The sequence below is a fragment of the Dechloromonas aromatica RCB genome (assembly GCF_000012425.1).
The window spans coordinates 657,892-672,432 of record NC_007298.1 but is presented as its reverse complement, the minus strand read 5'-3'; the positions used below and the strand labels follow the sequence as shown (position 1 = coordinate 672,432).

Sequence of the window (14,541 nt, the reverse complement as noted above, 5' to 3'; positions counted from 1 at the left end):
GGAATTCTATCAACCGAGGAGGAATTTTCGTGACCCTTCTGCTCAAGCTCTCGCAGCTGATCGACTGGCTCAACGAGCGTGTTGCCAGAGGCGCATTCTGGTTGGTTCTGGCAATGACCATTGTCAGCGCCGGCAACGCGGTCGTGCGCTTTCTTTTTGACTACAGTTCAAACGGCCTGCTGGAGATCCAGTGGTATCTGTTTGCTGCGGTTTTCCTGCTCTGCTCTCCTTACACCCTGCAACGTAACGAGCATGTCCGCATCGACGTTTTATCCTGCAAGCTCTCACCACGCGGCCTGGCCGTCATCGACATCATCGGCAGCCTGTTCTTCCTGTTGCCCATGGTCATCACGATCCTCTGGCTGTCGCTGCCGCTGATCGCCGACTCCATCAAGATCAATGAAATGTCGGCCAACGCCGGCGGCCTGCTACGCTGGCCGGTCAAGATCCTGCTGCCGATCGGTTTCACGCTGCTGGCGCTGCAAGGCATTTCCGAGCTGATCAAGCGCATTGCCTTCCTGGCCGGAATGATCGACGACCCGAACGACAAGAAAAAAGGCCCGACGGCCGAAGAAGAACTGGCCGCCGCCATCGCTGCTGCCAAAGCCAAGGAGGCCAAATAATGGAATGGGTCATCGCCAATATGGCGCCGCTGATGTTTGGCGCCCTCGTGCTATTCCTGCTCTTCGGCTACCCGGTTGCCTTCGCCCTGGCGGCCAACGGCATCGTCTTCGGCCTACTTGGCATCGAACTCGGCCTGCTCACCCCGGCGCTGTTCCAGGCCCTGCCCGAGCGCATCTTCGGCATCATGGCCAACGACACGCTGCTCGCCATCCCCTTCTTTACCTTCATGGGGCTGATATTAGAGCGATCCGGCATGGCGGAAGACCTGCTCGACACCATCGGCCAATTGTTCGGCCCGATGCGTGGCGGTCTGGCCTACGCCGTGATCTTCGTCGGCGCCCTGCTTGCTGCGACGACCGGCGTGGTTGCCGCCTCAGTCATCTCGATGGGTCTGATTTCGCTGCCGATCATGCTGCGCTACGGCTACGACAAGCGACTGGCATCCGGCGTCATCGCCGCTTCCGGCACGCTGGCCCAGATTATCCCGCCGTCACTGGTACTGATCATCATGGCCGACCAGCTCGGCCGTTCGGTCGGCGACATGTACGAAGGTGCCATGATCCCCGGCCTGGTGCTGACCAGCATGTACGTCGGCTACGTGGTCCTTCTCAGCATCATCAAGCCCAAGACCTGCCCGGCCCTGCCGCTGGAAGCCCGCTCCCTGCGCGGCATCAAGCTGATGCTCCGCGTACTGACCACGCTGGTGCCGCCACTGGTCCTGATCTTCCTGGTTCTCGGCACCATCTTCCTCGGCATTGCAACGCCGACCGAAGGCGGCGCCATGGGTGCAGCCGGCGCGCTGATCCTGGCCCTGGCCCGCAAGCGGATTACCTTCAGCCTGCTCAAGCAGGCCATGGAAACCACCGGCAAGCTGTCGTCCTTCGTGGTCTTCATCCTGGTCGGCTCGACGGTGTTCGGCCTGGTCTTCCGCGGCGTCAATGGCGACCTGTGGGTCGAACACCTGCTGCTCGGGCTGCCCGGCGGCCAGGTCGGCTTCCTGATCGTGGTCAATATCCTGGTCTTCGTGCTCGCCTTCTTCCTCGACTTCTTCGAACTGTCCTTCATCATCGTGCCCCTGCTGGCACCGGTCGCGGACAAGCTGGGTATCGATCTGGTCTGGTTCGGCGTACTGCTCGCGGTCAACATGCAGACCTCGTTCATGCACCCGCCGTTCGGCTTCGCTTTGTTCTACCTGCGCTCGGTCGCCCCGAGTTCGGTCAAGACAACGGACATCTACTGGGGAGCCATCCCGTTCGTCTGCATCCAGATCATCATGGTCGCGATCATCATCATCTTCCCGAACATCGTCAGCTACGGCGACCCGGCGGAGAAGGCCCGGATCGAGCAACAGGGCGATGTCGACCTCAGTACGATGATGCAGGAGGGCGAAGGGGCCAAGGCGCCGACCGAAGACTCGGCGGCCGATCTGCTGAAGAATCTGCAAAGCAACGAAAACAAGTAACACGCCATCGACATGAAACCAATCTCAACGGGGCTTCGGCCCCGTTTTTTTTCGCCATCAATTGCGACTATGATTGCCATCGGCATTGCTCATTGGTACCGAGCACTCCGCTGGCGCACAATGATTTCATCAACTCACCGCATCAGGAGACCAACATGGATATCGGAATCAGCAAGAAAGACCGCGAAAAAATTGCCGAGGGACTCTCCCGACTTCTCGCCGACTCTTTCACTCTCTACCTGAAGACCCATAACTTCCACTGGAACGTCACCGGTCCGATGTTCAACACCCTGCACGTGATGTTCATGGACCAATACACTGAACTGTGGAATGCGCTGGATTTGATCGCCGAGCGTATCCGCGCGCTGGGCGTCGCCGCCCCCGGCACCTATCGCGAATTCGCCAAGCTGACAGTAATCAAGGAGAGCGAAGGCAAGGTCACCGCCGAAGAGATGATCAAGCAGTTGGTGGCTGGCCAGGAAGCCGTCACCAAGACCGCGCGCAGCATCTTCCCGCTGGTGGACAAGGCCGGCGACGAACCGACCGCCGACCTGCTGACCCAGCGCATGCAGATTCATGAAAAGAATGCCTGGATGCTGCGTAGTCTGCTGGAAAACTGAGGCCAGCGAGCCACCATAAAAAAACCCGCGGAATCCGCGGGTTTTTTGTTTGAGCGAGGAACGCTTACTTGTGCGTTTGCAGGAAGCGGTCCATGCGCATTTCAGCCACGCTGAACCAGGCATTCTGCGTCTTGCGATACTTCTCGTATTCGGTGTAAATCTTCTTGAAGGCCGGGTTCTTGGCAGATTCATCGGCGTATAGCTGCTGCGAAGCCTTGTAGGCCGCTTCAAGAATTTCGTCCGAGAAAGCATGCAGCTTGACGCCGTTTTGCAGCAGTTTGGACAGGGCGATCGGGTTCTTGTGATCGTATTCGGCCATCATGGTGACGTTGGCTTCGTAGGCAGCGGCCTGGAAGGCCTCCTGATATTCCTTCGGCAGCTTGTCCCATTCCTTCTTGTTGACGAAGAAGTGGATGGTCGGACCCGGTTCCCAGAAGCCCGGGTAGTAGTAGTTCTTGGCAACCTTGTAGAAGCCGAGCTTTTCATCATCGTACGGACCAACCCACTCGGCCGCATCAATGGTGCCCTTTTCCAGCGCCGGATAGATGTCGCCACCGGCGATCTGCTGCGGCACAACGCCGAGTTCGGAGAAGACAGCGCCGCCCAGACCGGCGATACGCATCTTGACGCCCTTGAGGTCGGCCAGGGTTTTCACTTCCTTGCGCCACCAGCCGCCCATCTGGGTACCGGTATTGCCGCCAGCGAAGGAAACAACATTGTAGTTGGCGTAAAACTCGTCGAGCACTTTCTGACCGCCACCGTAGTAGATCCAGGCGTTCATCTGGCGGGCATTCATGCCGAACGGCACGGCGGTACCGAAACCGAAGGTCTTGTCCTTGCCAACGTAGTAATAGGAGCAGGTGTGACAGACTTCAACCGTACCTTGCTGCACCGCATCGAGCGCCTGCAGGCCGGGGACAATCTCGCCGCCAGGAAATACACGGATGTCGAACTTGCCGCCAGTCATCGCACGCAGGCGATTGGCCAGCACTTCGGCACCACCGTAAATGGTGTCCAGGCTCTTCGGGAAGCTGGAGGTCAGGCGCCACTTGATGCTCGGGGACGACTGGGCGATGGCTGGAGCAGCCAGCGTGGTTGCAGCACCGGCAGCGGCACCGATAGAAGCCTTTTTCAGAAAATCACGACGTTGCATATTGTCTCCTTCGTTAATCGTTGGGCACGTCAGAATGTAGCTATTCCATTCTAGCCAAATCTTCAACGATAACGACTTGCGGAAAACCCTAATGCACGCGCTTATTCGCCAGCCACAGTCATCCGGTTGATCATGATCGAACCGGTAATCTTGCTGCCCCGTATCTGCACGTCGTTACCAACCGCGACAATGCCGGCCAGCATGTCCTTGAGATTGCCGGCAATGGTGATTTCCTCGACCGGATAGGCGATCTTGCCGTCCTCAACCCAGTAGCCCGCCGCACCGCGCGAATAGTCGCCGGTTACGTAGTTGATGCCCTGGCCGAGCAACTCGGTGACCAGCAGTCCACGGCCCATCTGGGCCAGCAGGCCGTCGAGATCAAGGTTGCCGGGCTGGATGATCAGATTGTGGCTGCCGCCGGCATTCGCCGTCGTCTGCATGCCCAGCTTGCGGGCGGTGTAGGTACTCAGGAAATAGCCTTGCAGGATGCCGTTGCTAACCACGTCGCGGTCGCGCGTCGCCACACCGTCGCTGTCGAAGGAAGCGCTGCCCAGGCCGCACTTGATATGCGGCCGTTCGGCGATTTGCACGAAGTCCGGCATGATTTTCTTGCCCAACTGGTCGAGCAAGAAAGAGGACTTGCGGTAGAGCGCCCCCCCGCTGGCGGCATGCACCAGGCTGCCGAGCAGGCCACCGGCCAGTGGCGCTTCGAGAATGATAGGGAATTCGCCGGTCTTGACCTTGCGACCACCCAGACGGGCAACGGCACGTTCCGCGGCAATGCGGCCAACCTGCGCCGCGTCATCCAGCCGACTGGCGTCGCGATGCGTGGTGTACCAGTCGTCGCGCTGCATCGCATCCTGCTCGCCGGAAATCACCGAGCACGAGATGTAATGGCGTGAGGTCGGATAGCCCCCCATGAAGCCCAGGCTGTTGGCCGAGACGAAATGGGCCTGCTGCGTCGAAATCGATGCGCCTTCCGAATTGCTGACCAGCGGACTGGCATCGAAAGCCGCCTGCTCGCAGCGACGAGCCGTCTCGATCGCTTCTTCGACGGTCAACGCCCAAGGGTGATACAAATCGAGATCGGGAAAATCCTTGGCCATCAGCGCTGCATCAGCCAGCCCGGCGCAATCGTCCTCGGCCGTGAAGCGGGCGATATCGAGTGCCGCCTCAACAGTTTCGCGCAAGGCTTGGGCGGAAAAATCGGAGGTGCTGGCGTAACCCTTGCGCTGGCCGGAGTAGATCGTGATGCCGATGCCCTTGTCGCGGTTGAACTCGATGGTTTCAACCTCGTCGCAACGCACCGTCACCGATTGCCCGAAGCCTTCGGAGACATCGACTTCACAGGCCGTCGCCCCCTTGACCTTGGCGTGCTTGAGCACATCGTCGGCAAGCTGCTGCAGGGTGGCAAAGGGATAGGAAAATGCGGCGGTTTCGGACATGGAGGGGGCATCAGGGCGGGAAAGTCGCTATCATAACAGCCCGTTATTGCCCGCACCGGACGCAAACCATGCATGAAGAAGATTTCACCGAAGACACCGGCCGTCCTTCCAAGACCAAGAAGAAGGAGGCGATGCATGAGTTGCGCGATCTCGGCGAAGAACTGGTCGAGCTTTCCGTTGGCCAGTTGAAGAAGATCAACCTGCCCGAAAATATTTTCGAAGCCGTCCGCGAATGCCAGAAAATCACCGCACACGGCGCCCATCGCCGGCAGGTGATGTATCTCGGCAAGCTGATGCGCGGCGTCGACGACGAACCGATCCGGGCTGGCCTGGCCATGCTGCGCGGCGAATCGTCGGCCGAAACGGCCCGTCTGCATCGGCTGGAGCGCTTCCGCACCCGGCTGCTTGAAGACGAGTCCTTCCTGGCCGAAATCGCCGCCATCTGGCCCTCGCTCGATCTCCAGCACATGCGCCAGTTACGCCGTAATGCGCTGAAGGAGCAGGAAAACAACAAGCCGCCGAAAAACTTCCGGGCCATCTTCCAAGTGCTGCAGGAGCTGGACAGGCAAGGCACACCTGAGGCGGAAGAGGAAGCCGACGATGAATGAGGAATTGGTCGTCGGTCTGGTTTCGATCAGCGACCGCGCTTCAACCGGCGTTTATGAGGACAAGGGCATCCCCGCGTTGCAGGAATGGCTCTCGTCGGCCCTGACCACCCCGTGGCGCGTCGAAACCCGACTGATCGCCGACGATCAGCCAACGATCGAGCGCACGCTGGTCGAACTGGTCGATGAACGCCAATGCCATCTGGTGCTGACCACCGGTGGCACCGGACCGGCGCTGCGCGATGTGACGCCGGAAGCAACGCTGGCCATCGCCGACAAGGAGATGCCGGGCTTCGGCGAGGAAATGCGGCGGATCAGCCTGAACTTTGTGCCGACTGCCATCCTGTCGCGGCAAGTCGCCGTGATCCGCAAGCAAGCGTTGATCATCAACCTGCCTGGCCAGCCGAAATCGATCAAGGAAACGCTGGAAGGCGTTCGCGACGCCGACGGCAAGGTGACGCACGTCGGCATCTTTGCCGCTGTGCCTTACTGCATCGACCTGATCGGCGGCCCTTACGCCGAAACCAACGAAGCCGTGATCAAGGCCTTCCGGCCCAAATCGGCGATTCGGGCCAAACAGCCGTAATCAGCCGAGCACGCTCTGGCGGTAACGGACCAGTTCGAAATCGCCAGTCTGCTCGACCAGAGCCACCGGGGTCAGCACATAACGCCGCCCCTCGCTGGCGTACTCCATGCTCTCGCGGGCATCGAAGGTCATTGGCGGCAGAATCACCCGCAGCTCACCCGGCTCATTGCCATCGAGCAGCATCAACGCGGGAATACTGGCCGCAGACGCATAGCTGGAAGCCGTCCGTATCCTTAATTCCACTGAAACCGCCTGACGCGCAATCGCCTGAATGCCAATGCGCGATTCACTTTCCGAAGCCCGGCGATAGCGCCTTATCACGCCAACCAGCCAGTTTTCACCACCCTCGGGCTGCATGGCGATCAGGGCTCCGACCTTCAACCATTCGCCAGGCACATTCCCGAGCACCGCGCCGAAACCACCCCGGCTAACGTTCTCCACCACCCAGCTTTCAACCGGCAAGCCGGCCGGCCGACCGCCGAATTCACCGGAAAACACCACGAAGGCATTGACCAGACCGTGCAGCACCGACATCCGGTGCTTGACCCGATGCCGATCGAACTGGCGCTGCGGCGGGATGGGGGCAAGATACGCCGCAAGATGGCGTAGCACCTTGACCAGCAGCTTGACCTGATACAGTCCGCCAAGGTCGATCTCCGGGGGCATATCTCCTCCGCGCTCCAACTCGCCGAGCAAGGCGAGCATCGCTTCGTGCGCCAGACCGGGCTTGAGGAAACGCTGGGTCGGCACGGCTTGCGCCGGCATCTGGGCCAAACGCAAAGGCGGCTGCGGCAACACCAGATCAGACCAATAGACGCTGTCGATATGAACATGGGCGCCAAAGACGAATCCCGGCAGGAAATGCGCAATCAGACGTTCGGCCAGTTCGATTTCCAGCGGCAGCAGGCTATCCAGCGATGCCGCCTGAAAGACCATGGCTTTCTGGTACTCGAGATCGGCCGATGTCGTTCCGCTTTTCCCTGGCAGCGAGACTGCACGGCTCGCCTGTCCCGCCTCGTCCGCTGCCAACAAGGCAAAACCCAGACGGCGCCAGAGTTCGCCGCGCGATGGGCCGTAGTGGAACTGCTCCCATTTCAGCATCTGACGCAACGCGGCGATCAGACGAATGGGCAAGACAGGCAAAGCGGTCTTTGCCAACTCGCTCGGCCGCGGTTTTTCTGCCACGGACAGCAAGCAACGCTCGTACGCTGCCGCCAGCAATGTCCAGAAACCGTAGTTGATCGACCACAGGCGCTGCTCTTCCGAGCGCGACAGGCGTGTCTGGAAATACTCCCGCGCCAGGCGCTTCAGGTGCGGCTGAGCCGCCTCGTCCAGTTGCAGAACGACTTCATAACGGCGATCCGCCGGAAAACCATCCACCCCGGCCAGGGATTCCAGCCAGCCGGCCAGTTCATCAAGCGCCTTGAACGCATTGTCCTTGGGAATTTCGCTGAGAACTTTCCGCAATTCGCGCAAATCCGCCAGCGGATGATCCGCTTTCTGGGCAAACAGCCCGCCAAGATTGGCCACCTTATTCAGCACTATCACTCCGCTAAAAAACTTTTCGGCAGTTTAGACCGATATATCAACTCCTGGCGTGAGCTATTTCCTGATCGCCCCAATCGCTACGGCTCCCGCCCCATGGGCCTCGGTCCACCATGTAAAATAAGACGATTAATTGATCGCCTGAAAGACCGACCCGATGCAGCCCTACCTCGACCTGATGCGCCACGTGCTGGACAACGGCAATGACAAATCCGACCGTACCGGCACTGGCACGCGCTCCGTCTTCGGCTGGCAGATGCGCTTTGACCTGAGCCAGGGCTTCCCGGTGATGACGACCAAGAAGCTGCACCTGAAATCGATCATCCACGAACTGCTGTGGTTCATCCAGGGCGACACCAACATCAAGTACCTGCAGGAAAACGGCGTCAAGATCTGGGACGAATGGGCCGATGAAAACGGCGATCTCGGCCCGGTCTACGGCAAGCAGTGGCGCCGCTGGGAAACGCCGGACGGCCGCGTCATCGACCAGATCACGCAACTGGTCAACAGCCTGAAGAACAATCCGGATTCCCGCCGCCACATCGTCTCCGCCTGGAACCCCGGCGATGTGGACAACATGGCCCTGCCACCCTGCCACTGCCTTTTCCAGTTTTACGTCGCAAACGGCAAGCTGTCCTGCCAGCTCTACCAGCGCAGCGCCGACATTTTCCTCGGCGTGCCATTCAACATCGCCTCCTATGCCCTGTTCACGATGATGCTGGCGCAGGTTTGCGGCTACCAGCCAGGCGAATTCGTCCATACCTTTGGCGACGCTCATCTTTACTCGAACCACTTCGAGCAGGCAAAACTACAGCTTTCCCGCGACACCCGCCCCCTGCCAACCATGTGGATCAATCCGGAAGTGAAGGACCTGTTCGCCTTCCGCTTCGAGGATTTCCGCCTCGAAGGCTACGACCCGCACCCGCACATCCCGGCCCCGGTGGCCGTTTAAGCAATGCTGCTCGGCGGCGATCTCGGCGGCACCAAGACGCTGCTGGCACTGGCCGAAGTGATTGATGGCCGCATCGAGATTGTCCGCCAGCAACGCTACGCCAGCCTGGATTACGCCAGCTTCGACGACCTGCTGGCTGAATTTATCGCCGGGCACCCGGCCATCAATACCGCCTGCTTCGGCGTCGCCGGCCCAACCGATGGGCGCCATGCCAAGCTGACCTACCTGCCCTGGCAACTGACCGCCAGCGAGCTGGAGCAAAAGTTCGCCATCGGCCGCGTCTCACTGATCAACGATTTTGCCGCTGCTGCGAACGGCCTACCCTTGGTCGACGACCAGGACATCCTGACCCTGCACACCGGCCAGCCCGAAGAACACGCCCCGCGTGTCATTCTCGGCGCCGGCACTGGCCTCGGCGTGGCCGGGCTGATCTGGGAAAGCGACCGTTATCGCGTCATCCCCGGCGAAGGCGGTCACTTCGGCTTCTCGCCGCAAACCGCACAGCAAGGCGAACTCTGGGCCTGGCTACTGGCTCAAAACGGCCGGGTTACTGTCGAAGACATCGTTTCCGGCCCTGGCCTGTCACGGATTTTTGCTTTCCTTTCCGGTCAAACGCGTGCACCGGAGGAAATCGGACGAGCCGCCCTCGCCGGTATCGATCCGTCAGCCAATGCGGCGTTACAGCTCTGGCTTGAATGCTATGGCGCCTTCGCCGGCGACCTCGCCATGCACTGGCTGGCCCGAGGCGGCGTCTATCTGGCCGGCGGCATCGCCGCCAAACTATTGCCTCACATCGATGCCAGCTCCTTCACGGCAGCCTTCCTGGCCAAACGCGAGCACAGCGAACTGGTCAAGAGCATGCCCATCCGGCTGCTGACCGTGGAAGACCTCGGCCTGCGCGGCACATTGGCGCGAGCCGCCCAACAAGACTGATCCCGCCAACGCTTAGTTCGGCGCCTTTCGCCAGCCCTTGGCCTCCATGCAGCCGTGCATCCTCCGAACGGTCGCATTGGTCACCGTCCCGTCATTGCCGGCATAGGTCTTGGCCTTGCATTGTGCTTCATCGAACGAATACTCAGCCTCGCTCGCCCCGCTCTTTTCCCAGTGCCACGACGACAGCAGGGTGCAACCGAAAAGCAGGCTGGTTAGCAGTAGCGCGAGACAGCGCTTCAAGAGTTTCGATGTCGACACGATGATGCAACCTTGGAAATATGGGCGGTCAGATCAACCCGGAAGCGATGTTAATCGTCAGGGCAAGGACCGTAGTGTTGAAGAAAAAGGCCAGAACGCAATGGAGCAGACCGGTTCGGCGCATTGATCGGCCAGTGAAGCTGACGTCGGCAGTTTGCCCCGAGGTGCCGATGACGCAGGCGAAATACAGGAAATCACCATAGTCAGGGGCATGCCCACCGGGGAACTCCAGCCCCCCGCGCTGTCTACCATCTTCAGCTGTGTAGTAGTCATGAGCGTAATGGAGGGCAAACATGGTTTGGGTGAACGCCCATGCGGTCAGAATCGTCAATGCAGCCAGGGCGACATGAGCGAACTTGGCACTTCCCGACAAATCCTTGGCAACGCTCAGTTGAGCCACGGTCGCCCCCAGGGAAACCAGGGCTGCGACAATGACCATCGCCAGGATCAGCCGGCGTCCCTCATCCTGCTGTCCGGCCCGGGCCCGCATCCGTTCATGGGACGACCAGAACATCATGTGGGCGGCCAGGGCCAGATAGAGGCAGGCACCGATATTCCACCCGACAATCGCCCGCGTGACCCCATGCTGGACAAGGCTCTCGGGAATCAACCACCCCACCAGCAGGCCGGACAGGACGCTGACGGCCAGGCGTGGGCGAGCCAGAATCACCCGGACAATGGCCGGATACCGGCTGGGCAAGGAAACGCTATCGGTCATCTGAAATGTGGTCCGTTCATCTATCCAATCATATTCGATTGTTATCATAGGCAGCGATGAACAATAAACATGCCCTTTTGCTGCCCCTGCTGCTCGTTGCCTTTGGCGCGAACGCCGATGCTTCGCGCCCCGGCGGGGCTGAGCAACCAGCCGACGACGCCAGCGAATGGGCGTTCAAGCTGACGCCTTCATATTACGCGACCAGCAATCAGCACTCGGCAGTGGACGTCAATTTGCGGGCAAACCATGGCCCGCATGCGGTCTGGCTGGGCTACTACCAGCGCGGCAGCGAGTTCGAGCAGACACGGAGTGGCTATGAACTGACCCTGGCGTCGGATTATGCCAAGCTGGTGCCCTCGTTCCAGTGGGCTAGCCACGGTTTTGCCGGCGGCGCGGTCAACCTGGAACTGGGCTCTGCTGTCTATGCCTTGCTGGGGCTGGGCCGGACCAATGCCAAGGATTACTACAACCTGAATTTCGACCCCAACGATTCCGTTGTCTATGGCCTGGGCATCCGTCTGCTGCCAAGCACCAACCTTTCACTTTATACAGTCAAAGACAACCGTCTGCATACCGAGCAAGTCGTTACCCATGTGGTGGCCCGCTATCAAGCTGAGCAGGATCAACGCCTGACCCTCGACCTGTTCGAAAAGCACGGCCGGGCGAGCCCGGATGATCCATCGGTATCGGGCAAGGGGCTGGCGCTGACTTACGATTACCAGGAGGTATTCGTTCGCCTGGCGCGGGATCACAAGGTGAATTTTTCGCTCGACAACCAGACACGTATTTCCTTGGGGATGCGTTTCTAGGCTCCCCTGCCACACGCCAATCCCGGTTGAAACAATTCGTAAAACCCGTTCGGCCAGCATGCCGATCGCGGTATAAACATCACTATCGTCTGACCGAACACCCCTCGCTGAGGATTCAAATGAAAATGAAATTTGCGCTGACCGGCATCGCCGCCGCCATCATTCTTTCCGGTTGCGTCGTGGCGCCCGCGCCGATGAGCCGGCCCTACTACCGTGAGCCGGTCATGGTCGCTCCGCCACCGCCACGAGTTGAATACATGGGGGCGCCCCCCGTCGTTGGCCAGGTCTGGATCAACGGCTTCTGGAACTGGGCTGGCAATCGACACGAATGGGTTCCGGGACGCTGGGAAGCACCACGCCCGGGACAACAATGGGTACCGCACCGCTGGGAACAGGACAATGGCCGCTGGCGCCTGCAGGGGGGTGGCTGGGAAGAACACCGCGGACACCACGACCATGACGATCACGACCGTCATGACCGTCGCGACTGGCGATAGACCACCCATCGCCGCGCATTGATGCGACTACCCGCATGGCCGACCATCCCAAAGGAACAATATGAGCGGTTTTGACCACTACGCAAAGGATACCGAGGAAATTGAAGCCGAGATTGTCCGCAAAGGCATTGTGCTGGGTATCGACTGGTCGGACCAGGCTGCGGTCCGGGCGCTGGCCAGGGAAGCATTCGACCATCTGGCCGAAGATCTGAAAGTCGCGTCGAATAGCCCGGTCGACTACCGGCTGATGGCCAAGGTCGACCTGTTTGGCCTGGCGGGAATCATGCTCAAAACCATGACCAAGAGCGCCGGACAAGGGATCGAAAGCCATGGCGGTCCGGCCTGGAAGGCTTTTGCCGGGGCTCTCTGGGCCGAGGCTCAGTTACGTGGTCTGAACGAATAGCGTTCGATACTCAAGGCATGGCGCCTGGTCATACCGATGGCCCACGCCTGACCTACCCGCTCACTCGCGCCGCAAGACCACCGCCCCCAGTGGCGGGATGGTCACTTCCAGATTGGCCGGACGGCCCATCCACTCACCTTTGGTTGCAGTTAGCGCACCGCCGTTACCGAGGTTGCTGCCGCCGTAGAAGGCGGAATCGGTATTGAGCAGTTCGACATAGGTGCCCGCCTCGGGAACGCCGAGACGATAGGCGGGTTGCGGCACGGGCGTGAAGTTGAAGACGACGACGACAAAGCTGCCATCCTTGCCCCAACGCAGCCACGACAGCACCGAGTGCTCGCTGTCGTTGCAGTCGATCCACTCGAAGCCGAGGGCGCTGAAATCCTGGGTGTGCAGCGCCGGCAAGTCGCGATACAGGCGATTGAGATCGGCTGACAGGCGTTGTGCGGCAGCATTTTCCGGATTGGCCAGCGAGCCCCAGTCGAGTTCGCGACCTTCGGACCATTCGCCTTGCTGGCCGAACTCACACCCCATGAACATCAGCTTCTTGCCCGGCGTCAGGACCTGCCAGGCGAGCAGCAGGCGCAGGTTGGCGTAGCGTTGCCAGGTATCGCCAGGCATCTTGCCGAGTAGCGAGCCTTTGCCGTGCACCACTTCGTCATGCGAGAAAGGCAGCACGTAGTTTTCGCTGTAGGCGTAAATCTGCCCGAAGGTCAGTTCGCTGTGGTGCCAGCGGCGGTAGATCGGGTCGCGATGAAAATAGCGCAGACTGTCGTTCATCCAGCCCATGTTCCATTTCATCGAGAAACCAAGGCCGCCGACATAGGTCGGCCGGGAAACCATCGGCCAGGCCGTCGATTCTTCCGCAATGGTCAGTGCCCCGGGGAAATCGCCGTGCACCATGGCATTGAGCTGTTTCAGGAAGTCGATGGCTTCCAGGTTTTCCCGCCCGCCGAACTTGTTGGGCAGCCATTCGCCATGTTTGCGTGAATAGTCGAGATAAAGCATCGAGGCCACGGCGTCGACGCGCAGGCCATCGAAATGGAATTCGGACAGCCACCAGTGGGCCGACGACATCAGGAAACTGCGCACCTCGTGCCGACCGTAGTTGAAGATATGCGTCCCCCAGTCGGCATGCAGGCCGAGGCGCGGGTCTTCGTGTTCGTAAAGCGCCGTGCCGTCGAAGCGGGCCAGGGCCCAGTCGTCCTGCGGGAAATGGCCGGGCACCCAGTCAAGCAGCACGCCCAGACCTGCCTGGTGGCAGGCGTCTACGAAGGCACGTAGCTCGTCGGCCGAGCCGTAGCGCGAGGTCGGTGCGAAATAGCCGGTCGTCTGGTAGCCCCAGGACTCGTCGAGCGGATGCTCGGTGATCGGCAGCAGTTCGAGGTGGGTGTAGCCCTGCGCCAGCGCGTAGGGAATCAGTCGCTCAGCCAGCTCTCCCCAAAGATAGGGCTTGCCGTCGGGGTGGCGCATCCACGAACCGGGATGCACTTCGTAGATATTGACCGGGGCCTGCTGCCAGTCCCAGCCGGCGCGTTGCTGCAGCCAGTCGGCGTCGCCCCAGACGTGCATCGACGGTGGCACGACATAGGCTGCCGAGCCCGGGCGCAGTTCGAAGCCACGGCCATAGGGGTCGCTCTTGATCAGCTTGTCGCCGGTGTGGCGATTGGTGATTTCGAAGCGATAAAGGTTGCCAGTATGCGCCTCGGCGACAGCAATTTCCCAAACGCCGGATTCGCCCAGCGGATGCAGTTGGTGCACATCGCCATGCCAACCGTTGAAATCGCCAACCACCGAAACCCGGCTGGCGTTTGGTGCCCAGACCCGGAAGGTGGTGCCGGAAATATCGGCGTGAGCGCCGAGCAATCGATAAGCCTGATTGTTTCGGCCTTCGTTGAACAGATAAAGTGCGTCGGCATGCTGCATAGGGC

At 60.4% G+C, this 14,541-nt stretch carries 16 protein-coding genes; 10 read left to right on the top strand and 6 right to left on the bottom strand.

Going from position 1 to position 14,541, the window contains the following annotated elements; all coding sequences use genetic code 11:
* Positions 1 to 29 precede the first annotated feature (29 nt).
* The 3 genes from DARO_RS03110 to DARO_RS03100 all read left to right on the top strand — a co-directional run bounded on the left by DARO_RS03110 (position 30) and on the right by DARO_RS03100 (position 2,706).
* Entirely contained in the window at positions 30 to 623 is a 594-nt protein-coding gene (locus tag DARO_RS03110; RefSeq protein WP_011286367.1) for a TRAP transporter small permease subunit, read from the top strand.
* Positions 623 to 2,086 (top strand): TRAP transporter large permease, encoded by a 1,464-nt coding sequence (locus DARO_RS03105; RefSeq protein WP_011286366.1) that lies wholly within the window; start codon positions 623 to 625, stop codon positions 2,084 to 2,086. The genes DARO_RS03110 and DARO_RS03105 overlap by 1 nt, the downstream gene beginning before the upstream one ends.
* A gap of 155 nt (positions 2,087 to 2,241) precedes the next feature.
* The gene (locus DARO_RS03100; protein ID WP_049758445.1) at positions 2,242 to 2,706 is read left to right on the top strand and encodes a Dps family protein; all 465 of its coding nucleotides are present in this window, start codon (positions 2,242 to 2,244) and stop codon (positions 2,704 to 2,706) included.
* A gap of 64 nt (positions 2,707 to 2,770) precedes the next feature.
* Here DARO_RS03100 and DARO_RS03095 read toward each other — a convergent pair whose 3' ends face one another.
* Both DARO_RS03095 and pmbA read right to left on the bottom strand, forming a co-directional pair.
* A complete protein-coding gene (locus DARO_RS03095; protein ID WP_011286364.1) occupies positions 2,771 to 3,859 on the bottom strand; it encodes a TRAP transporter substrate-binding protein in 1,089 nt (362 codons plus the stop codon).
* A 101-nt stretch (positions 3,860 to 3,960) separates the two neighbouring features.
* Positions 3,961 to 5,304: a metalloprotease PmbA gene (pmbA, locus tag DARO_RS03090; protein ID WP_011286363.1), complete on the bottom strand. Its 1,344-nt coding sequence runs from the start codon at positions 5,302 to 5,304 to the stop codon at positions 3,961 to 3,963.
* Between the two features lie 68 nt (positions 5,305 to 5,372).
* Here pmbA and yjgA point away from each other — a divergent pair, with 68 nt between their 5' ends.
* On the top strand, positions 5,373 to 5,912 hold the full coding sequence (gene yjgA / locus DARO_RS03085) for a ribosome biogenesis factor YjgA (protein ID WP_011286362.1): 540 nt from the start codon (positions 5,373 to 5,375) through the stop codon (positions 5,910 to 5,912).
* Complete coding sequence (mog, locus tag DARO_RS03080) at positions 5,905 to 6,495, top strand: molybdopterin adenylyltransferase (RefSeq protein WP_011286361.1); 591 nt, start codon at positions 5,905 to 5,907, stop codon at positions 6,493 to 6,495. The genes yjgA and mog overlap by 8 nt, the downstream gene beginning before the upstream one ends.
* On the opposite strand, the gene DARO_RS03075 is transcribed toward mog, so the two are convergent.
* Entirely contained in the window at positions 6,496 to 8,037 is a 1,542-nt protein-coding gene (locus DARO_RS03075; protein ID WP_011286360.1) for a cyclic-di-GMP receptor FimW-related protein, read from the bottom strand.
* A gap of 160 nt (positions 8,038 to 8,197) precedes the next feature.
* Here DARO_RS03075 and DARO_RS03070 point away from each other — a divergent pair, with 160 nt between their 5' ends.
* Both DARO_RS03070 and glk read left to right on the top strand, forming a co-directional pair.
* The gene (locus DARO_RS03070) at positions 8,198 to 8,992 is read left to right on the top strand and encodes a thymidylate synthase (RefSeq protein WP_011286359.1); all 795 of its coding nucleotides are present in this window, start codon (positions 8,198 to 8,200) and stop codon (positions 8,990 to 8,992) included.
* A 3-nt stretch (positions 8,993 to 8,995) separates the two neighbouring features.
* Positions 8,996 to 9,925, top strand: a complete 930-nt coding sequence (gene glk, locus DARO_RS03065) for a glucokinase (protein WP_011286358.1) — start codon at positions 8,996 to 8,998, stop codon at positions 9,923 to 9,925.
* Between the two features lie 12 nt (positions 9,926 to 9,937).
* Here the strand turns inward: glk and DARO_RS03060 are convergent, their stop codons facing one another.
* The gene (locus tag DARO_RS03060) at positions 9,938 to 10,183 is read right to left on the bottom strand and encodes a hypothetical protein (protein WP_011286357.1); all 246 of its coding nucleotides are present in this window, start codon (positions 10,181 to 10,183) and stop codon (positions 9,938 to 9,940) included.
* Between the two features lie 28 nt (positions 10,184 to 10,211).
* Positions 10,212 to 10,901: a DUF1345 domain-containing protein gene (locus DARO_RS03055; protein ID WP_041224179.1), complete on the bottom strand. Its 690-nt coding sequence runs from the start codon at positions 10,899 to 10,901 to the stop codon at positions 10,212 to 10,214.
* A 56-nt stretch (positions 10,902 to 10,957) separates the two neighbouring features.
* On the opposite strand from DARO_RS03055, the gene DARO_RS03050 reads away from it, so the two are divergent.
* The 3 genes from DARO_RS03050 to DARO_RS03040 all read left to right on the top strand — a co-directional run bounded on the left by DARO_RS03050 (position 10,958) and on the right by DARO_RS03040 (position 12,610).
* Positions 10,958 to 11,710 (top strand): hypothetical protein, encoded by a 753-nt coding sequence (locus DARO_RS03050; protein WP_011286355.1) that lies wholly within the window; start codon positions 10,958 to 10,960, stop codon positions 11,708 to 11,710.
* A gap of 119 nt (positions 11,711 to 11,829) precedes the next feature.
* Positions 11,830 to 12,207: a YXWGXW repeat-containing protein gene (locus DARO_RS03045; RefSeq protein ID WP_011286354.1), complete on the top strand. Its 378-nt coding sequence runs from the start codon at positions 11,830 to 11,832 to the stop codon at positions 12,205 to 12,207.
* A 61-nt stretch (positions 12,208 to 12,268) separates the two neighbouring features.
* The gene (locus tag DARO_RS03040; protein ID WP_011286353.1) at positions 12,269 to 12,610 is read left to right on the top strand and encodes a hypothetical protein; all 342 of its coding nucleotides are present in this window, start codon (positions 12,269 to 12,271) and stop codon (positions 12,608 to 12,610) included.
* A 60-nt stretch (positions 12,611 to 12,670) separates the two neighbouring features.
* On the opposite strand, the gene glgB is transcribed toward DARO_RS03040, so the two are convergent.
* Positions 12,671 to 14,536, bottom strand: coding sequence for a 1,4-alpha-glucan branching protein GlgB (glgB, locus tag DARO_RS03035; RefSeq protein WP_011286352.1), 1,866 nt, complete (start codon positions 14,534 to 14,536; stop codon positions 12,671 to 12,673).
* Positions 14,537 to 14,541: the final 5 nt, after the last annotated feature.